Annotated in this window: 22 protein-coding genes and 1 pseudogene; 13 read left to right on the top strand and 10 right to left on the bottom strand. The window is 63.5% G+C overall.

Annotated elements, in window-relative coordinates; translation table 11 throughout:
• Positions 1-51: 51 nt before the first annotated feature.
• From ATC00_RS11335 to ATC00_RS11305, 7 genes are all read right to left on the bottom strand, one after another.
• A complete protein-coding gene (locus ATC00_RS11335) occupies positions 52-843 on the bottom strand; it encodes a COG3904 family protein (RefSeq protein WP_064252819.1) in 792 nt (263 codons plus the stop codon).
• Complete coding sequence (locus tag ATC00_RS11330; RefSeq protein WP_064252818.1) at positions 830-2137, bottom strand: hypothetical protein; 1308 nt, start codon at positions 2135-2137, stop codon at positions 830-832. The genes ATC00_RS11335 and ATC00_RS11330 overlap by 14 nt, the downstream gene beginning before the upstream one ends.
• Before the next feature lie 101 nt (positions 2138-2238).
• Positions 2239-2502: a hypothetical protein gene (locus tag ATC00_RS11325; RefSeq protein ID WP_064252817.1), complete on the bottom strand. Its 264-nt coding sequence runs from the start codon at positions 2500-2502 to the stop codon at positions 2239-2241.
• Positions 2495-4057 carry a S8 family peptidase gene (locus ATC00_RS11320; protein ID WP_064252816.1) on the bottom strand — a complete coding sequence of 521 codons (1563 nt, stop codon included), beginning with the start codon at positions 4055-4057 and terminating at the stop codon, positions 2495-2497. The genes ATC00_RS11325 and ATC00_RS11320 overlap by 8 nt, the downstream gene beginning before the upstream one ends.
• Positions 4058-4245: 188 nt before the next feature.
• Positions 4246-5319 (bottom strand): alcohol dehydrogenase family protein, encoded by a 1074-nt coding sequence (locus ATC00_RS11315; RefSeq protein WP_064252815.1) that lies wholly within the window; start codon positions 5317-5319, stop codon positions 4246-4248.
• Between the two features lie 12 nt (positions 5320-5331).
• Complete coding sequence (locus ATC00_RS11310) at positions 5332-6708, bottom strand: aspartate aminotransferase family protein (RefSeq protein ID WP_064252814.1); 1377 nt, start codon at positions 6706-6708, stop codon at positions 5332-5334.
• Between the two features lie 26 nt (positions 6709-6734).
• The gene (locus ATC00_RS11305) at positions 6735-8231 is read right to left on the bottom strand and encodes an NAD-dependent succinate-semialdehyde dehydrogenase (RefSeq protein WP_064252813.1); all 1497 of its coding nucleotides are present in this window, start codon (positions 8229-8231) and stop codon (positions 6735-6737) included.
• Positions 8232-8512: 281 nt separating this feature from the next.
• Between ATC00_RS11305 and ATC00_RS11300 the strand changes: the two genes are divergently transcribed.
• Positions 8513-8734 (top strand): hypothetical protein, encoded by a 222-nt coding sequence (locus ATC00_RS11300; protein WP_064252812.1) that lies wholly within the window; start codon positions 8513-8515, stop codon positions 8732-8734.
• A 27-nt stretch (positions 8735-8761) separates the two neighbouring features.
• Here ATC00_RS11300 and ATC00_RS11295 read toward each other — a convergent pair whose 3' ends face one another.
• Positions 8762-9244, bottom strand: a complete 483-nt coding sequence (locus tag ATC00_RS11295) for an Lrp/AsnC family transcriptional regulator (RefSeq protein WP_037382378.1) — start codon at positions 9242-9244, stop codon at positions 8762-8764.
• 95 nt (positions 9245-9339) lie between these two features.
• Here ATC00_RS11295 and ehuR point away from each other — a divergent pair, with 95 nt between their 5' ends.
• The 11 genes from ehuR (at position 9340) to ATC00_RS11240 (ending at position 20150) form a co-directional block, all read left to right on the top strand.
• The gene (ehuR, locus tag ATC00_RS11290) at positions 9340-10725 is read left to right on the top strand and encodes a MocR-like ectoine utilization transcription factor EhuR (protein WP_052035452.1); all 1386 of its coding nucleotides are present in this window, start codon (positions 9340-9342) and stop codon (positions 10723-10725) included.
• A gap of 174 nt (positions 10726-10899) precedes the next feature.
• Positions 10900-11685 carry an ectoine/hydroxyectoine ABC transporter ATP-binding protein EhuA gene (gene ehuA, locus ATC00_RS11285; RefSeq protein ID WP_064252811.1) on the top strand — a complete coding sequence of 262 codons (786 nt, stop codon included), beginning with the start codon at positions 10900-10902 and terminating at the stop codon, positions 11683-11685.
• A 62-nt stretch (positions 11686-11747) separates the two neighbouring features.
• Complete coding sequence (ehuB, locus tag ATC00_RS11280) at positions 11748-12599, top strand: ectoine/hydroxyectoine ABC transporter substrate-binding protein EhuB (RefSeq protein ID WP_064252810.1); 852 nt, start codon at positions 11748-11750, stop codon at positions 12597-12599.
• 108 nt (positions 12600-12707) lie between these two features.
• Positions 12708-13367 (top strand): ectoine/hydroxyectoine ABC transporter permease subunit EhuC, encoded by a 660-nt coding sequence (gene ehuC / locus ATC00_RS11275; RefSeq protein ID WP_064252809.1) that lies wholly within the window; start codon positions 12708-12710, stop codon positions 13365-13367.
• 2 nt (positions 13368-13369) lie between these two features.
• A complete protein-coding gene (gene ehuD, locus ATC00_RS11270) occupies positions 13370-14032 on the top strand; it encodes an ectoine/hydroxyectoine ABC transporter permease subunit EhuD (RefSeq protein ID WP_037382386.1) in 663 nt (220 codons plus the stop codon).
• Positions 14032-14817, top strand: coding sequence for an ectoine utilization protein EutA (gene eutA, locus ATC00_RS11265; RefSeq protein WP_064252808.1), 786 nt, complete (start codon positions 14032-14034; stop codon positions 14815-14817). Before ehuD ends, eutA begins: the two co-directional genes overlap by 1 nt.
• Positions 14814-15821 (top strand): hydroxyectoine utilization dehydratase EutB, encoded by a 1008-nt coding sequence (eutB, locus tag ATC00_RS11260; protein WP_064253056.1) that lies wholly within the window; start codon positions 14814-14816, stop codon positions 15819-15821. Before eutA ends, eutB begins: the two co-directional genes overlap by 4 nt.
• Complete coding sequence (gene eutC, locus ATC00_RS11255) at positions 15818-16807, top strand: ectoine utilization protein EutC (RefSeq protein WP_064252807.1); 990 nt, start codon at positions 15818-15820, stop codon at positions 16805-16807. Before eutB ends, eutC begins: the two co-directional genes overlap by 4 nt.
• Positions 16808-16839: 32 nt before the next feature.
• Positions 16840-18021 (top strand): ectoine hydrolase DoeA, encoded by a 1182-nt coding sequence (gene doeA, locus ATC00_RS11250; RefSeq protein WP_064252806.1) that lies wholly within the window; start codon positions 16840-16842, stop codon positions 18019-18021.
• Positions 18022-18025: 4 nt separating this feature from the next.
• Positions 18026-19030: a N(2)-acetyl-L-2,4-diaminobutanoate deacetylase DoeB gene (gene doeB, locus ATC00_RS11245; RefSeq protein ID WP_064252805.1), complete on the top strand. Its 1005-nt coding sequence runs from the start codon at positions 18026-18028 to the stop codon at positions 19028-19030.
• A gap of 136 nt (positions 19031-19166) precedes the next feature.
• A complete protein-coding gene (locus tag ATC00_RS11240) occupies positions 19167-20150 on the top strand; it encodes a patatin-like phospholipase family protein (RefSeq protein ID WP_234782278.1) in 984 nt (327 codons plus the stop codon).
• A gap of 52 nt (positions 20151-20202) precedes the next feature.
• On the opposite strand, the gene ATC00_RS11235 is transcribed toward ATC00_RS11240, so the two are convergent.
• Both ATC00_RS11235 and ATC00_RS11230 read right to left on the bottom strand, forming a co-directional pair.
• On the bottom strand, positions 20203-21204 hold the full coding sequence (locus ATC00_RS11235; protein WP_064252803.1) for a DMT family transporter: 1002 nt from the start codon (positions 21202-21204) through the stop codon (positions 20203-20205).
• 177 nt (positions 21205-21381) lie between these two features.
• A pseudogene (locus ATC00_RS11230) lies at positions 21382-22312 on the bottom strand (LysR family transcriptional regulator).
• Between the two features lie 161 nt (positions 22313-22473).
• Between ATC00_RS11230 and ATC00_RS11225 the strand changes: the two are divergent.
• Entirely contained in the window at positions 22474-23148 is a 675-nt protein-coding gene (locus tag ATC00_RS11225; RefSeq protein ID WP_064253055.1) for a type 1 glutamine amidotransferase domain-containing protein, read from the top strand.
• Positions 23149-23159: the final 11 nt, after the last annotated feature.

The following is a 23159-nucleotide window of genomic DNA, read 5'->3' as shown; positions in this document are numbered from 1 at the left end:
CGCTCTTTGGCAAAACTTTGTCAAATCCGAATTCCCTCGGGAAAAGGCAGGTTATCCTGCCCCGGCCTTCTTCCTGGCGGTGGCGAGCGGCTGCGTTGTTAGCTTGAACTTGGCCATTTCCGCCGATGTCAGATAATAGAGCCGGTCCGGCGGTGTTTCGAGCGCGTTGATCCAAAGGCCGGCGCCGATCCCCATCGTGTCGAGATGGCGGGTCACCCGGGCCGTGGTGGATTGTGCCGCAGACATCGCTTCATCTGCCGTTTGCCGGCCGCTGCCGCCATTGAAGACCTGGTGCACACCGACGATCGCGTCCTTCTCGGCGATACGGCTGACGCCGCCCGCAAAGACGATCGGGCAGGAGGAGGCGCAGAGCGCTCGCGATGCCACCTTGGTCGCAAGCTTTCTTTCGCGGATCAGGCTCGAAATCGCCAAGGCGTCGTCTACCGAACCGCCGGGAGAATTGAGCGCCACCGTCTTTACATATTCGCCGCGCGCCGCGATCTCCTCGGCGAAACGCCCGCTGGCGCCGGGATCCATCGTGCCCTCGGCGAGCAAGACGCCGCCGGAAGCGAGTTCGAATGTCATCGATCGTCGCAGCACTTCATCCGGGCTTGCGGGTTTCACGCGCGGAGTCGCCCCGCCTTCGGTCAGGGCCGGCGGCAGGATGGGCCGGTTCTCATGGAACGGATCGAACGCCGGCAGCTCGGCGTTCATGGCCGTCAGGTCGCGCATGTCGATCAGCAGGAAGACCGCAGCAGCCGATAGCAGTGCGTAGAACGCGCCGCGCATCAGCACGCCGTCGTCGAGGCGCATCAGCGCCTTGAAAGGGTCATCGATCCTCATGCGCGCGCTCCTTTGTACGCGTTCTCGGGTCGAGATTGGTGATGTTGTTCGTTTCCTCCGCTTTGCTTTCGGCCTCCGCTTGCCTGACCATTTCCCCGAGATTGGTGCCGTTCTTCGTTACCGCTCGCTGCACGTCCAGCGCCTGCAGAAGTTCGGCCGCCGTGATGCGCTCGGCAAAGGGCAGCTTCTCCTCCTGTTTGCGGATTGCCCCGTGCACGGCAGCGAGAATGAACACCAGCACGCCCGGCAAAAGGTCGATGGAAATCGCCCCGGCCCAGGCCGGAATGAAATCAGCCGCATAGCGCAACACCGCCTCGGCGGAGGAGAGCGGGACGAAGCGCCGCTCGGCCACCAACGCCCGGGCGAGGATTTCGTCGGCCGCTTCTGAGAGCACCTTGGACTGCGCCGCCACCGAGGCCCGCACCGTCTCCATCACCTGGTCCTGGCGGTTGACGAGATCGGCATCGCCGCCGTCGGCCACCGGGGCGATGAAGCCGAGCGACAGGTCGTCCGCGGCGCGCCGGATCGAAGGCGCGATCGAGGTCTGGCCGAGCGAAGCGATGACGCCCGTGAGCGCCACCACTTCCGAGGAGAACTGGTCGGCGCGCGGTTCGATCGCTCCTGGCGCGGAGACCAGTGTGCGCATCGTTTCAAGCCGTTTTTGCCCCTCGTTGAAGAGCGTCGTCACCTGTTCGCGCGAGGCGTTGATGCCGTTTTCGAGCTCCTTCATCTGCGCCGACATTTGCGACAAGAGCTGTACCACGCTTCCCGAGCCCGTCGTCCCGGTGAGCGCGCCAGTCTGCCGTTCGGAGGCGGCAAGCTGGGCGAAGCGTTCGGAGGCACGCTGGATGTCCGGCAGCAGGCTCTGGGCGGCAAGGGCGTTCTGGTGCGCCTGGTCGAGATCGGCCGTATAGTCCTCCACCGTTTGCGCCAGATGCTGTTCGAGCGCGGCCGAACCGGCCAGCGCCGCCGCATTGAGCCAGCTCGACATGGCGATGATCATGGCCGCGCCCAAAGCCATGACGCCCAGCATCGCGGCCCGGCCCGTATGGGTGGTCACATGCGGGTAGAAGCGGGCCATATAGGTCCAGAAGGCGTAGATTCCGACGGACACCGAAGCCGAATAGATCATCGCTGCGAAGAAGACCGCGGTCGCCGAGCCGTCGAGAATGCTGCGCACGCCGAGATAGGTATAGACGCCGGAGGCGAGCGCCAGCACCGCAAGCGCAAAGCGCGTCATGGTTTCGACAGCCGCGACGCCGTCGTGCAAACGTTGGGATGCGCCGACTGCCATGGCCAAATCTCCGCGAAGGAATGTATTCCTTAACAAGGAATTAAGAAGCAGGCGGAATAATGGCTGCCGTCTACCACCAATGGCGTAACGGTTCGGGGACGCTACGTTCCGTTGGCGCCACCTCGTCGGGCCGGTATGTTTGCGTCCTCCACCTCCGGCATCCCTCTGATTACCGACAGGCAATCGGTCGCTTCGGAATGTCTTCTCAAACGAGCGAAATGAATCCGCCGCAAGGTCTGGCTGCCACTGTCGCGTTTGACCGGGGCCGCCAGCTCGACACCCGGAATGGCTTGGATCCTGATCAACAGGCGTTCGCGCTCTTCGACGCTGACGTCGGCGCGGATCGTGAACATGATGTCAGTCATTGCCCGAGCCCCTGGTGCCTATGCCGCCAATGAGCTGCTCCAAGTTCAGACGACCATAGCCGAAATCGGGCGTGAAGTCTTGGCCGCTCATGGCCGGCACCTTGTCGGCGCTCGAAGCCAATGCGCCGCGGATGACCGCGGGATCCCTCGCGCCACCATTTGCGATATAGAGCGCCGCGGCGGCAGCGACATGCGGAGAAGCCATCGATGTTCCGGGCCATGCATCATAGTCCGTCTCGCGTATATCCGGCTTTCCCTGCCTCCAGCGCCCGTCGGGCCCTCGCTCCGCTCTCCAACGCATCTGACCGCGATAGGTCGGCAGGGTAGACCAGATCGCGTCACCGGGCGCGGTGATCGTTATGTGGTTGCCGCGGTTTGAAAAGCTGGTGATCCGGTCCTGTAGATTTGTTGCGCCCACGGCGATGACCCCCGGTATCGCCGCAGGGTAGGAGATCGGACTGCCGTCGCGCCGCTCGTTCCCCATCGCCGCAACGATGGTCGTTCCATTGGCAAGCAACGCCTCGAAGGCTGCACTCTCCGTCGGGTCGGGCGCGCCGCCGCCGCCGATCGAGAGGTTGACGACGTCAATGCCCGCATCGGCGCAGTCGAGCAGCGCCCGCAGATACATCACCGGATCGACGAAATAGGCGAACTCCGCCGTTCCGTCAGGATAGGCCAGCAGGTCGGGGCGATCATCGAAAATCTTGAAGGCGTGGATCTGGGCTCGCGATATTCCATTGATCCCGAGATCGTTGTTGATGGTCGCCGCGATCGTCCCTGCCACATGCGTGCCATGGCCGACCAGATCCTGGACCGAGCTCGCCGCCGGAAGATCGGGGTGCTCGTATACATATCCACCAATCTGGTCTTTAAGGTCCGGGTGATCCGCGTCGATACCTGTATCGAGCACTGCGACCTTGATCCTGCCGGCGTCGTCGAAGCCGCTCAGATTGCGGGCTTCGTCCCACCGGATCTTGCGGAGGTTCCACATCGTATGGGTCGGCGGCGGTTCCGTGGCAATGCGCCCGCGAGCCCCGGGTGTCGCTGACTTGGAGGCGCGCCGTGCGGGTTTTCGCGGCGATTTTGCCACCAGGTAGCGCAGCGGCACCCGCGATACGGATGCAACGGTCGGATCTCCCGCGAGAGCCAGCTGAAGCTGCCGCAAGTCGACGTCGCTCACCAACTCGACCAGGCTCGCAGCTCCGCCCGGTGTTCGCAGATCGATGGCAGCGTTCAAGTTCAGGGCGGGTGCCGACCACCCGTCCCCCTCATTTTCGGGCACCCCGAGCAGTTCCGGCTTGGCGCTGCCGTCACGGCTTGGCCGCACCAGCATCCGGCTGGCGTAATGGGGAGACTCCCGTGATATGGGCGTAACGCGTTTCACCAGCCCAGCCCGCTCGAAAAAGGACAGGGCCTGAAGCCCGCTGCCGAACGACGCGCGTGCCGCCTCGAAGGTGGCTTCGAAGCTTGGCTGGAGCGGCTGAGGCTTCATGCGGACGAACAACATTGCTTCATGGTAGGCCGGGAGCCCGGCGTTCCTGAACAATGGTCCCATCGGTTGCCTCGCACTCAGTGTTGGTCAGCGGGAATGCGTTCGTGTGCTTCGTGGCACAGCTTTGGAATCCTTACTTAGGATGGCGCCACCTATTCTTGACTCAATGCAGGGTGGATTTCAACGAGCCGGAGGTGTGGCGCGGGACCTGATAGGCAATATGCGCGCGGCTCGTGCCAGATGTGGCCCCGTCAATCCGGAACGATCACCAGCTTGCCGACAAAGTTCTTGGCCATGAATTCCGTCTGTGCCCGATGGAATTCCGACAGCGGATAAACGCCCCCGACGAGAGGGCGGATCTTCTTCTCTTCTATGTAGCGGACCAGCCGGCGGAAATCGGCACGGCTGCCCTGGCTCGATCCGTGCAGCTCCAGTTGTTTCAGATACATGGTTCTCAGATCGAGCTTAACGACCGGTCCGGCGATCGCGCCCGCCGTCGTGTAGCGGCCCTCCGGACGCAGGATCTTCAAGAGATCGTTGAAGAGGGGACCGCCGACGAGATCCGCGACGACGTCGATCGGCGCGCCGTGCACGGCTTCATTGACGGCTTCGAAGAGATCGCCGCGGCCGCGGGTGACGACCGCCTCGGCGCCGATGTCGAGCATGGCGGCTTCCTTGCCCGGACCGGCAACCGCGATCGGAATGGCGCCGCGGGCGCGGGCGAGCTGGATGATTGCCGATCCAACGCCGCCGGAGGCGCCGGTGACCAGCACGCGTTCGCCGGCCGCAAGTCGCGCCCGTCCCAGCATGCGTTCGCCGGTCAGATAGGCGCAGCAGAAGGTCGCGAGTTCGACGTCGGTGAGATCGGTCGCAACCACATGGGCATTCTCGGCGGGCAGTGCCATGTATTCGGCATAGCCGCCATCGCGGCCGTGGCCCATATAGTCGATGTCGGCGAGGCTGTCGTCGTCGCGGTTGTAGATCGAGAAATCGACCATGACGCGTTCGCCGATGCGGGTCTTGTCGACGCTCTCGCCGACGGCGACGACAAGCCCGACGGTGTCGGTGCCCTGGATGCGTGGGAAGGTGAGTGTGTTGCCGTGACGCCGCCAGGTGGAGACAGCGGCGGGATCATCCTCGGTGCCATAGGCGCCTTCGCGCACCCAGACATCGGTATTGTTCATGCCGCAGGCGCTGACCTTGATCAGCACCTCGCCAGGAGCTGGAGCCGGGACCGGGACGTCCCGGCTATGGACGAGCTTGTCCAAGCCGCCGTGGCCGGTGAGCAGCACGGCCGCCATGGTCTTCGGAACCGAATGCATCATGGGCGTTCTCCTTCAGCGGCCGAGTACGGACTCGATCGCGTCGGCCGCCGCCTTGACGACGACGTCCGCTTCCTCGCGCGTCAGGCAGAGCGGCGGGGCGAAGCCAAGAATATCGCCCTGCGGCATGGCGCGGCCGATGACGCCGCGCTCGAGGAGTGCTGCCGCCACCTGCGGGCCGATCTTGCGGGCCGGATCGAAGAACTTGCGGTCGTCCCGGTCCTCGACGAATTCGATCGCCGCCATCAGCCCGTCGCCGCGCACCTCGCCGACATGGCGATGATCGCCGACCGCCTTCTTGAGCTCGGCTCGGAAATAGGCGCCCGTCGAACCGGCATTCTCGACGATGCCGAGCTCGTCGATCAGCTCGAGATTGGCGATGCCGGCGGCAGCACAAATCGGGTGCGCCGAATAGGTCCAGCCGTGGCCGATGGCGCCAAGCTCGTCCGAACCCTTCACCAGCACCTGCCAGACCTTGTCCGAAACGATCGTGCCCGAAAGCGGCGCATAGGCCGAGGTCAGGCCCTTGGCGATGGTGATCAGGTCCGGCTTGATGCCGTAGTGGTCGGAACCGAACATGCTGCCGAGACGGCCGAAACCGGTCACGACCTCGTCGGCGACGAGCAGGACGTCGTATTTCTCAAGCACCGCCTGGATTTTCTGCCAGTAGCCCTTGGGCGGCGGCACGATGCCGCCGGTGCCGAGAATCGGTTCGCCGATGAAGGCGGCAACGGTGTCGGGTCCTTCGGCAAGGATCATCTCCTCGAGCTTCTCGGCGCAATGGTTCGAGAACTGCTCCTCGCTCATCGAGCGGTCGGGACGGCGGAAGTAATAGGGCGCTTCCGTGTGCAGGATCGGTGCACGCGGCAGGTCGAAGGCATTGTGGAAGAGGTGCAGGCCGGTCAGAGAGCCGGTCATCACGCCCGACCCGTGATAGCCGCGCCAGCGCGAGATGATCTTCTTCTTCTCCGACCGCCCGAGAATATTGTTGTAGTACCAGATCAGCTTGATGTTGGTTTCGTTGGCATCGGAACCGGAGAGGCCGAAATAGACGCGGCTCATCCCTTCCGGGGCCCGGTCGATGATCATCTTCGAAAGCCGGATCGAGGCTTCCGTGCCATGCCCGACATAGGCGTGGTAATAGGCGAGGCTTTTTGCCTGTTCGGCGATCGCATCGGCGATCTTCTGCCGGCCATAGCCAACATTAACGCAATAAAGTCCGGCGAATGCATCGAGGCTTCGCTTGCCGCTAGTATCGGTGATGTAGACGCCTTCGCCTCCGCCGATGACGCGCGTCGGGCTCTCGCCGCGCGCATGCGCTCCCATGTGGGTCGAGGGATGGAAGAAGTGGTCGCGATCCCAGGCGGTGAGTTCGTTGCTTCTGTCGAGCATTGTCTTTCCTTTCGTCGAATTCGTGGTCAGGCGGCGGTGTCGATGCAGAGATATTTGAGCTCGGTGAAGGCCTCCATGCCGTGACGCGAACCCTCCCGGCCGAGGCCAGATTGCTTCCAGCCGCCGAAGGGGATCGGCCCACCGGTGATCTTCACCCGGTTGATGGCCACCATCCCGTATTCGAGGGCGCGCGCAAGCCGCAGCTGGCGGGCGCCGTTTTCGGTGACGACATAGGCGACGAGGCCGTATTCCGTGTCGTTCGCCCGGGCGATGACTTCCTCCTCGCTATCGAAGGCGGAGACGGCAGCTACCGGGCCGAAAGTTTCCTCGCGCATGATCAGTGCGTCGTCGGGGACTTCGGTCAAAAGCGTCGGCTCGAAGAACAGCGGTCCGGCCGGGTGGCGCTTGCCGCCGACGGCGAGCTTCGCGCCCCGTTTCAACGCGTCCGCGACCTGCTCCTCGACCTTGGCGACGGCGCGTTCGTGCATCAGCGGACCGATGTCGGTGCCCGGCTCGAGCCCGGCTCCGACCTCCAGGCGCTCAATGCGGGCGGCAAAAGCCTCCTGGAAGGCTCGGAGGAGCGGCCGTTCGACATAGATGCGGTTGGCAGCAAGGCAGTCTTGGCCGGAGGTCGCGAACTTCGCGGCAACGGCGGTATCCGCCGCCTTCTCCACATTTGCATCGGCAAAGACGATCAGCGGCGCATGACCGCCGAGCTCCATCACCAGCCGCTTCATCGTCGGCGCGCATTGGCCCGCGATCAGTCGGCCGATCTCGGTCGAGCCGGTGAAGCTCACGGCACGGACGCGCGCGTCTTCGCACATGCGCCCGACAATCGTCGCCGCATTGCCAGTGACGACGTTGAAGACCCCGGAGGGCAGGCCGGCGCGTTCGCCGAGTTCGGCAAGGGCGAGAGCGGAAAGCGGTGTCTCGGAGGAGGGGTGCGCCACCACGGTGCAGCCGGCGGCGAGTGCGGCGGCCGCCTTGCGGGTGATCATGGCGGAGGGAAAGTTCCAGGGTGTGACGATGCCGACGACGCCGAGTGCTTCGCGGCGCACGATCATCTCGGCGCCGGCGAGATGGCTCGTCACGCCTTCGGCATTGAGGCGCTTGCCCTCCTCGGCATACCACTCGATGAAGGAAGCGGCGTAGTCGATCTCTCCACGCGACTCGGCAAGCGGCTTTCCTTGCTCCAAAGTCATTAAGAGAGCGAGGTCCTCGCGGGCCGCGAGCATCAGGTCGTGCCATTTGCGCAGAATCGCGGCACGTGTTTGCGGCAGAGTTTCGCGCCACGACTTGAACGCCTTTTCCGCCGCATCGACCGCCTCGGAGGTTTGCGCCGCATCCAGCGAAGCGACGAAGGCAAGAGCCGCACCGCTCGCGGGATCGCTCACTTCCAGGCACTTGCCGTTGCGCCCGGCAATCCAGCGGCCGCCGACATAGGCGAGCTCCCGCAGCAATTGCCGGTCGGTGAGATGTTTCAAGGCTTCGTGGAAGGCGGTGCGCGCAAAAATAGCGGTCATGTCCAAGTCTCCTCGTCCGTTGCGAAGAGATTGACACCGTTAGCGCGAGAGATTGTCCATTCGGCTGCTTCACGGCAGAGACTTTGACTAAAGGAGCGTCCCGCGCGAGAGAGATTGTCTGGTCATGGTTCTGGATCGGGTGAGAAAAGGTGCGTGCAGTTATACGTGTGCACGCGCAAGCTTCATCTCCTTTTCTCAATATCTACGTACGCGCGTGGAACAGAAGATCAATGCACACGTTGTCGAAAGACACGCCCGTGTGAAGGAGGGAGAACTGTGCCATGACTGCCGCATCGCCCAAACGCCCTGTCATTACAGCCGGGGAACACGTCCTGACCGTGCAGGAAGCGTTAGAGCCCTTGTATATGGAGCTTGAGCAGGAGGTGGAAACCAGGTTGGTGCAGGCAGCGGTTTCGGCAGGCTGGTCCGCTGACGAAGCGCTTGAGGCGATCGATGAGTTGAAGCGGCACGAAGTTCTTGAGACGGGCGAACCCGAAAGCTGAGGCGCCTCCCATTTTCCGCTCAATCGCTTAACTTGTCACCGGCAACAACGCGCCAAGCGGCAATACGGTCTCCTCCTTGACCGTCTTGGTGACGATATAGGTGAAATAGCGATCGATGCCGAGTTCGCGGCCGAGAAGCTCGTCGACCAGACGCTGATAGGCGTCGATGTCAGCCGCCACCACCTTGAGGATATAGTCGACGCCGCCGCCGACCGACCAGCAGGCGACGATCTCGGGAATAGCCGCTATGGCGCGTTCGAAGCGGTCGAAATCGGCCTGCCGGTGGTTGGCAAGGGTCACCTCCATCATGACACTTGCGACAGGAGCGACGCGACGCAGCGCCACGCGGGCATGGTAGCCGGCGACGATGCCGGCCTTTTCCAGTTTTCTCAGCCGCATCCAGCACGGCGTCGGCGACAGGCCGGCCTTCTCGGCAAGCGCCAGCTTGGTGATGCGTCCATCGGCCTGGATCGCCTCGAGAATGCGCAGGTCGATCGCGTCGAGTTTCATGCGGGGCGCCCTTCCTGAAGTCGAAATCCGGGAAAAGACATTGGATTCTCACTTTTGCATTGTCAATTGAGCTGATTTTGATCACTGTTCAAATCATGACAAATTGGATGCCAGACACAACGCTTCTGCGCCGCCCGGCCTATCTCTCGCTGGCGGATCAAATCGCCCGTGCGATCGAGGAGGGCCGGCTGCAGAACGGTACGCGGCTGCCGACGCATCGCAAGCTCGCCGACGATTTGCAGCTTTCGGTGCAAACGGTGAGCCGCGCCTATGACGAGCTCATCCGTCGCGGGCTGATCTCGGGCGAGGTCGGGCGCGGCAGCTTCGTGCAGACGCGGCCGCGCGAGCCGGATCCGCCGTATCTGCCGGAGCGGCTCGGCGAATTGATCGACCTTTCGATCCTGAAGCCGGTCTGCGAGCAGATCCATCTCGAAAAGATGCGGCAGGCCTTCGCTTGGCTTGCCGAGAATCTGCCGGCAAGCTCGGCGCTTTCCTTCCGGCCGAACATGGTGTTTCCGCGCCACCGAACCATAGCGGCGGAATGGCTTTCGCGCTGCGGGCTGGACGTCTCGCCGCTCAATATCAGCCTCACCAACGGCGCGACCTCGGCCATGACCGTCGCCCTGATGAGCGTCGCTCCGCCCGGCTCGACAATCGCGACGGAGGCGATCAGCCATCATACGCTGGTGCCGCTGTCGACCTATCTCGGCATTCATCTCCATGGCATCGCGATCGATGACGACGGGATGGTTCCGGAAGCACTGGATGAGGCCTGCCGCAAGGGCGTCATACGCGCAATCTTCCTGCAGCCCTCGGTGATCAATCCGACAGCGACCCTGATGAGCCCCGGGCGCCGGGCCGCCCTTGCGGAGATGGCGCGCCGGCACGACATCGCCATCATCGAAAACGATATCCTGGGTCCGCTGGTAGAGGAGCGCTTGCCGCCGCTCGCGGCGCTGGCGCCGGAACGCACCCTTTACGTGACGAGCTTCACCAAGATCACCGTGCCGGGCCTCAGGATCGGCTATCTCGTGGCGCCGGACCGCTATGTGGCGGCGGTCGCCAACCGGCATCTCGTCTCGAACTGGATGGCGACGCCCTCGATCGCCGAGATCGCCACCCGTTGGGTGAGCGACGGCACGGCGATAGACCTCGTCAATTGGCAGCGCCGGGCTCTCGCCGCCCGCCAGGCGATCGCCACGGAGACATTCGGCAGACTTCCCCACCGCAGCCATCCACAGAGCCTGCATGTCTGGCTGCCGCTTCCCGAGGGTCACGCGGAGGAGGCTTTCGTCTCCCAGGCGCGCCTGCGCGGTGTGGCGATCGCGCCGGGCGCGTCGTTCCGCACCGCCGACAGCGGCTGGCGTCCGGCCGTGCGCATCTCGCTCGGCTCGACCAGCGAACAGGAACTCAAAACCGGGCTCGGTATCGTCGCCTCGCTGGCCCTTGGCGACCCGGAGGCATTGCTTCTTGCAATCTGATCCGGATGCCCGAGTGTTGGGTACTGCCGGAATAATTGTCATGATATTATTATTCACATTGACATGATTTTGGAACCGGATCATCGTTAGGACATTAACGCATGGCGTCCAAACGTGTTGAGCGGTTTTGGGCAGATGCCATGCGCTTCCGTAGTCTCACAGGGAGAGACGCGAATGCCCGAGCCGATCATCCGCATCGACAACATCGTCAAGAGATACGGTCCGCTGACCGTGCTCGACGGTTTGTCGATGGAGGTGATGCCGGGCGAGAAGCTTGCCCTCATCGGTCCGTCCGGCTCTGGCAAGACGACAATTCTGCGCATCCTGATGACGCTGGAGACGATCAGTGATGGCTTTGTCCAGGTCGACGGCGATCAGCTCTATCACATGAAGAAGGCGGGGAGCCTCGTTCCGGCCGACGAGCGGCATCTCCACAAGATGCGCGAGAAGATCGGCATGGTCTTTCAGCACTTCAACCTGTTTCCCCACAAATGCGTGCTCGACAACGTCACTTTGGCGCCGATGCTGACGAAGGGCGTTCCGCGCGCCGCGGCGGAAAAGCGGGCGATGGAGCTTCTCGACATGGTCGGGCTCGCCGACAAGGCGAAGAGCATGCCGGCACAGCTTTCCGGCGGCCAGAAGCAGCGTGTCGCAATCGCCCGGGCGTTGGCGCTGTCACCGAAGATCATGCTCTTCGACGAGGTGACCTCCGCGCTCGACCCGGAGCTCGTCGAGGAAGTCCTGAACGTCATGCGCAAGCTGGCGGCCGAGACGGACATGACGATGCTGCTCGTCACCCACGAAATGGGCTTCGCCCATGACTTCGCCGATCGGGTGCTTTTCTTCGACCGCGGCAAGATCGTCGAGGCGGGAAGGCCCGAAGACATCTTCCGGCACCCGAAACAGGAACGCACGCAGACCTTCCTGCGCAAGATCATAGCGGCAGGGCACCGCGTCTGAGCTCTCGGGCCGACATTGCCTCAAGGAACGACGGGAAGAGAACAACAGAGGAGTTGGGAACGATGAAACTCAATGCTTTGATGGCAATGGCGGCAGGCGCGACAGCCTTGATCGCAATTGCCGTGACGACGCCCGTCGCGGCGGATGAAAACAAGCTCGAGGAACTGAAGGAGCAGGGCTTTGCGCGCGTCGCCATCGCCAACGAGCCGCCCTTTACCGCCGTTGGCGCCGATGGCAAGGTTTCCGGTGCTGCGCCGGACGTCGCCCGCGAGATCTTCAAGCGCCTTGGCGTGCCGGAAATCGTTGCCTCGATCTCCGAATATGGCGCCATGATCCCCGGCCTGCAGGCCGGCCGCCATGACGCGATCACCGCCGGGCTTTTCATGAAGCCGGAGCGCTGTGCCGCGGTCGCCTATTCGCAGCCGATCCTCTGCGACGCCGAGGCGTTTGCGCTGAAAAAGGGCAATCCGCTGAAGTTGAAGAGCTACAAGGACATCGCCGACAATCCGGATGCGAAGATCGGCGCGCCGGGCGGCGGCACCGAGGAGAAGCTGGCGCTCGAAGCCGGCGTGCCGCGCGACCGCGTCATCGTCGTGCCGGACGGCCAGAGCGGCATGAAGATGCTGCAGGACGGGCGCATCGACGTCTATTCGCTGCCGGTGCTTTCGATCAACGACCTCGTCTCGAAGGCCAGCGACCCGAATATCGAAGTGGTCGCTCCGGTCGAAGGGGCACCGGTCTATTGCGACGGTGCCGCCTTCAGGAAGGGCGACGAGGCGCTGCGCGATGCCTTCGACGTCGAGCTCGCCAAGATGAAGGAATCCGGCGAGTTCGCCAAGATCATCGAACCTTATGGCTTCTCGGCCAAGGCTGCGATGTCGACGACACGCGAAAAACTCTGCGCCGCCAAGTAAGCCTGAGCTGGGCTTCCCGCCGCCTTTCCATCGGAGCGACACCGGGGGGAGGGCGGCACGCAAGGCCGCGTCGAACCAAGCCCGCAATCTGACTGGAACAATTGAACGATGATCGACTGGTCCGGCTATATCGGATTGATCTTTGAGGGCGCCTGGGTGACCGTCCAGCTCACCCTGATGGGCTCGGCGCTTGCCGTCGTGGTCGCCTTTGCGGCGGGGCTCGGGCGCATCAGCCGGTTCATGGCGGTGCGCGCGCTTGCCACGACCTATATCGAGTTCTTCCGCGGCACCTCGATCTTCGTCCAGCTCTTCTGGGTCTATTTCGTGCTGCCCTTTGCCGGCATCACCCTGACGCCGCTGCAGGTCGGCGTACTGGCACTGGGCTTGAATGTCGGCGCCTATGGCGCGGAAGTGGTGCGCGGTGCGGTGAAGGCGATCGGCCGCGAGCAGCGAGAGGCATGCATCGCGCTCAATCTTTCGCGCTACCAGGCGATGCGTCACATCATCCTGCCGCAGGCGCTGCCGCTGATGCTGCCGACCTTCGGCAACAATGCGATCGAACTCCTCAAGGGGACGGCGGTCGTCTCGCTGATATCGCTCACCGACATGACCTTCCAGGCCCAGGTGGTGCGGGCGCAAACCGGCAGCACGCTGATCCCCTTCGCCACGATCCTGGTGCTCTATTTCGTCATGGCCTGGCTGATATCGCTCGGCATGCGCTGGTTGGAGCGACGCGTCACCCGCGGCCTTGACGGCGTGAGGGCTTGATCATGGAATGGGATTGGGAATTCGTCCGCCAGATTATGCCGACGCTCATCGAGGGGCTGCAGATCACCATTCTCGCCACCATCCTCGGCGCGGCGGTCGCCGCCGTCGTCGGCCTCGTCTTCGCGATCCTGCGCATGGTGGCGCCGGCGCCGATCGCGCGCACCACGAGCTTCGCGGTCGAGTTCATCCGCGGAACGCCACTGCTCGTGCAGCTCTATTTCATTTTCTACGTGCTGCCGGATATCGGCATCCGTCTGCCGGCACTGCTCGCCGGCGTCATCGGCCTCGGCATCCATTACGGCACCTACGCCGCCGAGGTCTACCGGGCCGGCATCGAGAACGTGGCGCGCGGCCAGTGGGAAGCCGCCAAGGCGACCAACCTCACGGCCCGGCAGACCTGGGTCCACGTGATCCTGCCGCAGGCGATCCCGCCGATGATCCCGGCGCTCGCCAACTACCTGATCGCCATGTTCAAGGAGACGCCGCTGCTTTCGGCAATCACGGTGTTGGAATTGATGAACCAGGCGAAAAGCATCGCCAACAGCAATTATCGCTATATCGAGCCGATGACGCTGGTCGGCGTGTTCTTCCTGATCATGAGCCTGATTTCGGTCTTCTTCCTGCGCTGGCTGGAAGAGCGCTACGCACGGGTGGATGAACGCTGATGGAAACGCCTGTCGCTCTTTCTTTGGCAGCGCGCACACCGCGCCTCGACGACCGGCCGCTGGAAAAGCGCATCGGTCTCGTCATCCTTGCCACCGACCACACCACGGAAGTCGACTTTCGCCGACTGGTGGCCTCGGATCGGATTGGCGTCTATGTCGCGCGCATTCCCTATGCCAATCCGGTGACGCCGGAGAACCTGCGGGCGATGCAGCCGTCGCTAACGGCCGCGGCAGGCCTGATCCTGCCCGACGAAACGCTCGACGTCGTGATGTATTCCTGCACTTCGGCATCCGTCATCATCGGTGACAAGGAGATCGCTGCAGCGATCGAGGCCGCCAAGCCCGGGGCTGCCGTGGTGACGCCGACCGCGGCGGCGGTCGAAGGCCTGCGGACGCTCGGCGCCAGGCGCATTTCCGTCCTCACTCCCTATACGATCGAGACCAGCCAGCCGATGGCGGACTATTTTGCGGCACTCGGTTTCGAGATCGACCGCTTCACCTGCCTGGGGCTTTCCGACGACCGGGAGATGGCGCGGATCGCGCCCGAGGAGATCGTCGCCTTTGCGAAGGAAGCCATGGCGCCGGAATCGGATGCACTGTTCATCTCCTGCACGGCCGTTCGCGCGGCCGGCGTGATCGGGGAAATCGAGACGGCGATCGGCAAGCCCGTGGTCAGCAGCAATTACGCTACCGCCTGGGCCTGCCTGCGCCTCTGCGGCGATCAGGAGGCACGTCCGCGGCTCGGACGACTGATGGCGCTGCCACTTAAGGGGGAATGGCCGTGAAAGCGTCTCTCCCCGTGACGATCGAGGATATCGAAGCGGCCGCGCGGCGTTTTTCCGGACGCGTGCTGACGACGCCGCTGGTTGCTTCGCCATCGCTCAGTAAACGCTGCGGCGTGCCTGTCGGCCTCAAGCTCGAGCATCACCAGACGACCGGCAGCTTCAAACTGCGCGGCGCCACCAATGCGGTGCTTTCACTCTCCAACGAGGAGCGGGCGCGCGGTGTCGTTGCGGCCTCGACCGGCAATCATGGCCGGGCGCTCGCCCATGCGGCAAGGGCGGAAGGCTCGCTGGCGACAATCTGCATGTCGCACCTCGTGCCGGAAAACAAGGTCTCCGAAATCCGGCGTCTTGGCGCGGATGTGCGGATTGTCGGCAGCTCGCAGGACGAGGCGCAGGAAGAGGTCGAACGGCTGGTCGCGGAAAAAGGTCTCGTGATGGTGCCGCCCTTCGACCATCCGGCGGTCGTCGCAGGGCAGGGGACCCTTGGCCTCGAAATCGTCGAGCAGATGCCGGACGTCGCCCTCGTGCTCGTGCCGGTTTCGGGCGGCGGCCTGGCGGCCGGGGTGGCGGCGGCGGTCAAGGCGCGCAGGCCGGCGACGCGGGTGATCGGACTTACGATGGAGCGCGGCGCTGCCATGCAGGCGAGCCTTGCCGCCGGCAAGCCCGTGCTCGTCGAGGAACAGCCAAGCCTTGCGGATTCGCTCGGCGGCGGCATCGGGCTCGACAATCGCGTGACGTTCCGCATGTGCCGGGAGCTCCTCGACGACATCATCCTCCTGACGGAGGGCGAAATCGCCGCCGGCATGCGCCACGCCTATGCCGAGGAGCGCGAAATCGTCGAGGGCGCCGGCGCCGTCGGGATCGCGGCGCTTCTCGCCGGCAAGATCAACGACATCGACGGTCCAATCGCGGTCATTCTCTCCGGCCGCAATGTCCACATGGGTCTTCATCTCAGCGTCATGAACGGTGAAACGGATCCGTTTCGCAAGGAGGCAGCCGCATGACCAGGATGACGATTCTCACCGAGGCGGAGCTACGCCGTATCGTGGTGCTCGATCGCGAGGCGGTCGCCTGCGTCGAGAATGCCTTCCATTCGCTCGCCACCCGGGCCGTGGCGATGCCTCCGATCCTGAGGCTCGACATTCCCGAGCATCGCGGCGAGGTCGACGTCAAGACGGCCTATGTCCCCGGTCTCGACGGTTTTGCCATCAAGATCAGCCCCGGCTTCTTCGAAAATCCAAAAATCGGCCTGCCGAGCACCAATGGGATGATGGTGCTGCTGTCGAGCCAGACCGGGCTCGTGCAGGCCGTGTTGCTCGACAATGGCTATCTCACCGATGTGCGCACGGCCGCGGCCGGCGCAGTCGCGGCAAAGCACCTCTCACGGGAGAATTCTTCCGTCGCTGCGATCTTCGGCGCCGGCATGCAAGCAAGGCTGCAGCTCGAAGCGCTGACCCTCGTCCGCCCGATCCGCGAGGCGCGGCTCTGGGCCCGCGATGCCGCCAAGGCCGAAGCGGCGGCGACCGCGCTGACCGTAAAGCTCGGCTTTCCGGTCAAAGCATCTATCGATCCGCAGGCAGCTGTCGCGGACGCCGATATCGTCGTTACGACCACGCCGGCGGAGAAGCCGATCCTCGAGGCCGCCTGGCTTGAGCCGGGCCAGCATGTCACCGTCATGGGCTCGGATGCGGAGCACAAGAACGAGCTCGATCCGCGGGCGATCGCCCGCGCCACCTATGTCGCCGACAGCCTGAAGCAGACGCGCCGTCTCGGCGAACTGCATCACGCGATTGCCGCCGGCGTGGTGGGGCCGGATGCCGAGTTCGCGGAGCTCGGCCAGGTGATCGCCGGTCTGAGGGCGGGACGCACGAGCGCCAACGAGATCACCATCGCCGACCTGACCGGAACCGGCATTCAGGACACCGCCATCGCTACGCTCGCCTTCGCGCGCGCCAACGCGGCAAACGCCGGAAGCACTTTCGAGAGTTGAAGCCGGCAAGTCCGGAAAACGAGGGAAGAACCATGACCCAACCCAACCTCAAATTCTCCCTTGGGGAATATGAAGCGCGCCTCGATAAGACCCGTCAGGCGATGGAAGCCAAGGGCATCGAGCTCCTAATCGTCAGCGACCCGTCCAACATGGCCTGGCTTACCGGCTATGACGGCTGGTCTTTCTATGTGCACCAGGCGGTGATCGTGCCGCCTGCCGGCGAGCCGATCTGGTTCGGCCGCGGTCAGGACGCCAATGGCGCCAAGCTCACCGCCTATCTCAATCACGGGAATATCATAGGCTATCCCGACCACTATGTTCAGTCGACCGAGCGTCACCCGATGGATCATCTCTCCGGCATCCTCGCCGATCGCGGCTGGGGGTCGCTCCGGATCGGCGTCGAGATGGACAATTACTGGTTCTCGGCGGCAGCCTTCGCTTCGCTGCAGAAGCATCTGCCGAATGCCCGCTTCGTCGACGCGACGGCGCTCGTCAACTGGCAGCGCGCCGTCAAGAGCGAGACGGAAATCAAATACATGCGCAACGCCGCCCGGATCGTCGAGGCGATGCATCAGCGCATCTTCGACAAGATCGAGGTCGGCATGCGCAAATGCGATCTTGTCGCAGAGATTTACGATGCCGGCACGCGCGGCGTCGACGGGATCGGCGGCGACTACCCGGCAATCGTGCCGCTGCTTCCCTCGGGCGTCGAAGCTTCCGCTCCGCATCTCACCTGGGACGACCGGCCGATGAAGCGGGGCGAGGGGACCTTCTTCGAGATCGCCGGCTGCTACAACCGCTATCACCTGCCGCTGTCGCGTACAGTCTTTTTGGGCAAGCCGACCCAGGCCTTTCTGGATGCCGAAAAGGCGACGCTCGAGGGCATGGAGGCCGGCCTCGCCGTGGCGAAGCCCGGCAATACCTGCGAGGACATCGCCAACGCCTTCTTCGCGGTCTTGAAGAAATACGGGATCGTCAAGGACAACCGCACCGGCTACCCGATCGGTCTCTCCTATCCGCCGGATTGGGGCGAGCGCACGATGAGCCTGCGTCCCGGCGACAGGACCGAGCTGAAGCCGGGCATGACCTTCCATTTCATGACCGGGCTATGGCTCGAGGACATGGGCTTCGAAACGACAGAGAGCATTCTGATCACCGAGAGCGGCGTCGAATGCCTCGCCTCCGTGCCGCGCAAGCTGATGGTCAAGGACTGAGGACATGAGGGAGCAGCATTTGCGGCCGTCGCCGATCAGCGCCACGGTCGACTTCGAGGCGGACGGCGTCCAGCACGGCTTCCTGCGCCTGCCCTATAGTCGCGACGATTCCGCCTGGGGTTCGGTGATGATTCCGATCACCGTCGTCAAGAACGGGGTAGGGCCGACGGCCCTCTTCACCGGCGGCAATCACGGCGACGAGTATGAGGGGCCGATCGCGCTCTTCGATCTGGCCCGGAGGCTCGATGCCGCTGAGGTTCAGGGGCGGGTGATCATCGTTCCGGCGATGAATTATCCGGCATTCCTCGGCGGGACACGGACGTCGCCGATCGACAAGGGCAATATGAACCGCAGCTTTCCGGGCCGGCCGGACGGTATGGTGACCGAGAAGATCGCCGATTATTTCCAGCGCGTTCTTCTGCCGCTGGCAGACATCGTCCTCGACTTCCATTCCGGGGGCAAGACGCTCGACTTCCTGCCCTTCTGCGCCGCCCACATCCTTCACGACAAGGAGCAGGAAGCAAGCGCCTTCGACTTTGTCAGAGCCTTCGGAGCGCCGTTTTCCATGAAGATGCTCGAGATCGATGCGGTCGGCATGTACGACACGGCGGCCGAGGAGATGGGCAAGATCTTCATCACTACGGAACTCGGGGGCGGCGGTTCGGCGACGGCGAAAAGCGCTGCGATTGCCAAACGCGGCGCGATGAATGTGCTGCGCCACGCCGGGATCATCAAGGGCGCGATCGACGCCCAACCGACGCAGTGGCTGGACATGCCGAGCGATGATTGTTTCGCCTTTGCCGAAGATGGCGGGCTTGTCGAGTTCCTGGTCGATCTCGGCGAGGCCGTCGAATCCGGCTCCGTTATCGCGCGGATCCATCCGATTGGGCGCACCGGCGCCGAGCCGATCGAAGTTCAGGCCAACATGGCCGGGATGCTGGTTGCCCGCCACTTTCCCGGACTGATCAAGGCCGGCGACTGCTGCGCGGTGTTGGCCGTGGCAGTTTAGACGACATCATCGCTGGTGCTTGCACGGTGCCCCTGCAGCGCCGCGTCCTAGCAGACGCGCAAAGGTCGCTGTGGCACTTTGCAGTAGTCTTCGACGCATACGGTCGCTACTATCGCGGTCAGGTCCGTTGAGGGACTTGACGGAAGTTGTATTTCTGATGTGGCCGGTGCCAAAAATTGCGATCGCCTGCCAAGGAGGAGGCAGCCATGCTGCGTTCGCGGCCGGTGTGCTTCGTGCCCTCCTGGCGCCGCAGTTCCGCGACCGCTACCAGCTGCTTGCCTTGAGTGGGACGTCGGGCGGCGCTGTATGCGCGGCATTGGTATGGTCCGGCTTGATCCGCGGTGGAGCGGACGAGGCCGGACGCCGCCTGATGGGTTTTTGGCGCGACGTCGAGGTGCAGGACGCCCTCGATGCGGTGGCAAACTTCTGGGCGGTGTCGTCAGCACGGCTGCCAGTCAGCGCCGAGATCAGTCCTTACCTCTATAGCCCTGTGGCCGAGCCCCGGTTGCGGGACCTTCTCAGTCGCCATCTCGACCTTGCGTCGCTGCCGAGCGAGCCGCATCGTCGCGCCAAGCCGAAACTTCTGATCGGGGCCACGGACATCACTCGCGGCGTCGGGGTGGCGTTTGAGGGCGAGACCTTGATCTATGATGAGCTTGTCGCCTCGGCGGCAGTCCCCCCGCTCTTTCGCGCCGTGCACACGCATGACTCTCTCTTTTGGGACGGGCTCTTCAGCCGCAATCCGCCTGTCCGCGAATTCACCGAGTTGCCCGAGAGGCCAGACGAAATCTGGGTGGTGCAGATCAACCCGCAGCAGCGTAAACTCGAGCCGCGGGCGATGCCGGAGATTATCGACCGCCGGAATGAGCTATCTGGCAATCTGGCGCTCAGTCAGGAATTATACTTTATTGCGAAAATAAATGAGCTTCTCGTCGAATACCCTTCACTCGGCGCACGCTACAAACCCATCACCATCCGAGCCGTCGAACTCGAAGCTGACTTAGACTATGCCTCGAAACTGGACCGCTCCAGCGCGACGATCGAGCCCCTGCTGCGAACCGGCCAGGAGCGCGCAGAATGGTTTTTCGACAGCCGATCCTTGTGGCCCGCCAGCAAATAACGAGGCTACCGCACAGTTTGGGTCCACAGTCGTCGCGCAAGCGGTTTCTGGATCAGGACGCGGCGGTCAGGCCTCGCGGTAAACCGCTGAGTTTTTGCGACAAAGCCTTGCTCGATCGAGTCCGGCTTTTGTGGAAAACCCGGATCGATAGAACAACTCCGGCGATCAGGATAGCAACCCCAGCGCATTCCATTGCGGTCGGCCACCGCCCATGAACGATGAGTCCGCCAATGACGCCGAAGGCGGTTTCCGCGACGATCAATTGCGCGGTCAGGGCGACGGGCAGGTTTCGTGAGGCGACATTCCACGCCCATACACCGCATACCGTCGCCAGCAATGCGAGGGATGAGCCCCAAAGATAGAGCGAGCCAGCGGCGTCCCACCCGAAACCGAGTTGCGGAAGCTGGAAGAGGTCCATCGCTGCACCGACAGGGTAGAAGGCGAGCATCAAGACGCCTCCGCCGACCAGCGTGAGCGCCGACCACACGGCCGAAGGCATTTCGGGTCGGGCGGCCATTGCAGCCTCGTTGGCAATGGCGAACGAGACCCACAAGGCCACGGCTGCGAGTGCCAGCGGAATGCCGATCCAGAGGGAATGAACAGAGCTCAATCCCTCGACCGTGAATGCCGCGCCGTTGATGAGAACAAGACCGATCAGCACCAGCATGAGCGGCATCATCAGGAATCGCCACGGCACCGATTCCTGCCGCTGGTTGCCGATGACTGCGAGAACGATCGGCACCAGCCCAAGAAAGGCGGGAGCGATCACCGGACCGGCAAATATGGCGGACCCGGTCACCGTCAGGAAGTAGCCGACATAGCCGATGAAGGCGAGCCAGATCGTCGAAAGCCAATTTCGAAGCGTGAGATGCTGCCACACTCCTGTTCGCGAAAACAGAATGCAAAGGCCGACCAGAGCGGATATGACGTGGCGGACAAGGGCAAAATCAAAGGTGGAGTAGTCACCGATGATGAATGGCACGACGAAATTGAGCGAAAAGGCAAAGGCCGCGAACAATGCGGCGAAAACGCCGATAGAGAATCTCTTGTCCATTTCCTGTCCTTCCAGGCATAGCTTCGTTAACGGCGGGACGAGGTCCGGCCGGTCGAATGATTGCCGCTCAGTCGTTCACCCCGGTGCGGAGGCGGCTTCTGCAGTCGAAACTACAGTGATCTGAGAATCGGGAGAATTGCCGGCGTGCGACGGACACTCCGCCGCAAACCGGTATAATCAGCGGAGCGTACCGGCCTCTGCCGCCAAACGCGAAAATTCAGAGCGCAGGCGTGGGGCGGCGAAGTCGACGAAGGCGCGGACCTTCGGGACCGACATGCGCCCTGATGGTGAGAGCAGATGCGCCGACAGGGGCGGATGCTCGGCTTCGGCGAGTAGGACCATCAGGCTACCGTCTCTTACGTGGGCAGCCACATGGTAGGAATAGAGCCTGGTGATGCCATGGCCAGCGACTGCAGAAGCGGCAGCAGCGCGCACGCTGTTGACGATGCACCGCGGCGAGAATTGAACCGTCCTGGGGATGGACGCCCTTCGCCGGCGTAAAGCTCCAGGAGTCCAGTCCAAAATTGCTGAAAGCGACGATCTGGTGTTTCGCGAGGTCGGCGGGCTCCTCGATGCGCGGCTGATTGGCAAGATAGCCGGGCGAAGCGACCACGACGCGCCTGACGTCCCCACCCACCCGGGTGGAGATGAGTGACGAATCCGCCAGTTGCCCGACGCGCAGGGCAATGTCGATGCCTTCATCCACCAGGTTGGCGAAGCGATCGAGCAACAGGAGCTGGGTCGAAACGGCGGGGTGGAGATCGAGGAAATCGTCGAGAATAGGACGAAGCACTTCCTCCCCAAGGATTGGCGGCGCCGAGATCGTCAGTCTTCCACGCGGAGCCGAGCGTTCGCCGCCGGCGAGCATGTCGGCCTCCTCGAGGTCGAGCAGCACCCGCCGGCAGGCGGCGGCATAGCGCTCGCCGGCTTCGCTGAGTTTCAGCGTGCGGGTCGTCCGGTGCAATAGCTCGACGCCGACATGCGCCTCCAGTAAACTCAGCGCCCGGCTGACCGCCGTCGGCGAGCGCTTCAGCCGCCGGGCGGCACCGGCGAGACTGCCTTCGTCGATCGCTGTCACGAACACTCTCATTGCATCGATACGATCCAATATTCTGCCGCCTTTCGGTATAGTGACTGCCAGAATGCGAGTATTCGCCCGAAAACGGCGTCAGGTAAAGAATGGCGGCAGGCTGAAGCGGCGCATGATCGAGCAAGGCAGGCCTCGGCAGGCCCGCCTGGGGACGCGGCTCAAAGAGAAGGAGCATGGCGATGAAAATTCTGATGGTTCTGACCTCGCATGACCAGCTCGGGAACACCGGCAAGCCGACGGGCTTCTGGCTCGAGGAGTTCGCAGCGCCCTATTACGTATTCAAGGATGCCGGGGCGGAGGTCACGCTCGCGTCTCCGAAAGGTGGTCAACCGCCGATCGACCCGAAGAGCGATGAGCCGGGCGACCAGACCGAAGCGATGGAGCGTTTCAAGACGGACCCCGCGGCGCAGCGGGCACTGGCGAATACCTCGAAGCTTGCAGACGTGACGGCGGACGGGTTCGACGCGATATTCTATCCGGGCGGTCACGGGCCGTTGTGGGACCTCGCCGGCGACACGAACTCGATTGCCCTGATCGAGGATTTCTACCACGCCGGCAAGCCGGTCGCGGCCGTCTGCCACGGCCCGGCTGTCCTGCGACAGGTCACCTATCAAGGCGAGCCCATCGTCAAGGGAAAGCGCGTCACCGGCTTCACCAATTCCGAGGAGAAGGCGGTACAACTGACCGAGGTCGTGCCGTTCCTCGTCGAAGACGAGCTGAAGCGCCTCGGCGGCCGCTTTGAAAGGGCTGCCGACTGGGCCGATTTCACGGTCGTGGATGGTCGTTTGGTCACCGGACAGAACCCGTCTTCGTCCACCTCGGCAGCGAAGGAACTGCTCAAGCTACTTCCGTAACGAAGCGGCTG

Source organism: Sinorhizobium americanum (genome assembly GCF_001651855.1).
GTDB lineage: Bacteria > Pseudomonadota > Alphaproteobacteria > Rhizobiales > Rhizobiaceae > Sinorhizobium > Sinorhizobium americanum.
This window is presented reverse-complemented; position numbering and strand designations above follow the sequence as displayed.

Bases quoted from the DNA above. Each gene is read 5' to 3' on its own strand.
- eutC (WP_064252807.1), top strand. From the start codon at position 15,818: ATGACCAGGATGACGATTCTCACCGAGGCGGAGCTACGCCGTATCGTG.
- ehuB (WP_064252810.1), top strand. From the start codon at position 11,748: ATGAAACTCAATGCTTTGATGGCAATGGCGGCAGGCGCGACAGCCTTG.
- ATC00_RS11235 (WP_064252803.1), bottom strand. From the start codon at position 21,204: ATGGACAAGAGATTCTCTATCGGCGTTTTCGCCGCATTGTTCGCGGCC.
- ATC00_RS11295 (WP_037382378.1), bottom strand. From the start codon at position 9,244: ATGAAACTCGACGCGATCGACCTGCGCATTCTCGAGGCGATCCAGGCC.
- doeA (WP_064252806.1), top strand. From the start codon at position 16,840: ATGACCCAACCCAACCTCAAATTCTCCCTTGGGGAATATGAAGCGCGC.
- ATC00_RS11225 (WP_064253055.1), top strand. From the start codon at position 22,474: ATGAAAATTCTGATGGTTCTGACCTCGCATGACCAGCTCGGGAACACC.
- ehuR (WP_052035452.1), top strand. From the start codon at position 9,340: ATGACAAATTGGATGCCAGACACAACGCTTCTGCGCCGCCCGGCCTAT.
- ehuD (WP_037382386.1), top strand. From the start codon at position 13,370: ATGGAATGGGATTGGGAATTCGTCCGCCAGATTATGCCGACGCTCATC.
- ATC00_RS11305 (WP_064252813.1), bottom strand. From the start codon at position 8,231: ATGACCGCTATTTTTGCGCGCACCGCCTTCCACGAAGCCTTGAAACAT.
- ehuC (WP_064252809.1), top strand. From the start codon at position 12,708: ATGATCGACTGGTCCGGCTATATCGGATTGATCTTTGAGGGCGCCTGG.
- doeB (WP_064252805.1), top strand. From the start codon at position 18,026: ATGAGGGAGCAGCATTTGCGGCCGTCGCCGATCAGCGCCACGGTCGAC.
- eutA (WP_064252808.1), top strand. From the start codon at position 14,032: ATGGAAACGCCTGTCGCTCTTTCTTTGGCAGCGCGCACACCGCGCCTC.
- ATC00_RS11335 (WP_064252819.1), bottom strand. From the start codon at position 843: ATGAGGATCGATGACCCTTTCAAGGCGCTGATGCGCCTCGACGACGGC.
- ATC00_RS11310 (WP_064252814.1), bottom strand. From the start codon at position 6,708: ATGCTCGACAGAAGCAACGAACTCACCGCCTGGGATCGCGACCACTTC.
- ATC00_RS11330 (WP_064252818.1), bottom strand. From the start codon at position 2,137: ATGGCAGTCGGCGCATCCCAACGTTTGCACGACGGCGTCGCGGCTGTC.
- ehuA (WP_064252811.1), top strand. From the start codon at position 10,900: ATGCCCGAGCCGATCATCCGCATCGACAACATCGTCAAGAGATACGGT.
- ATC00_RS11315 (WP_064252815.1), bottom strand. From the start codon at position 5,319: ATGATGCATTCGGTTCCGAAGACCATGGCGGCCGTGCTGCTCACCGGC.
- ATC00_RS11320 (WP_064252816.1), bottom strand. From the start codon at position 4,057: ATGGGACCATTGTTCAGGAACGCCGGGCTCCCGGCCTACCATGAAGCA.
- ATC00_RS11300 (WP_064252812.1), top strand. From the start codon at position 8,513: ATGACTGCCGCATCGCCCAAACGCCCTGTCATTACAGCCGGGGAACAC.
- ATC00_RS11325 (WP_064252817.1), bottom strand. From the start codon at position 2,502: ATGACTGACATCATGTTCACGATCCGCGCCGACGTCAGCGTCGAAGAG.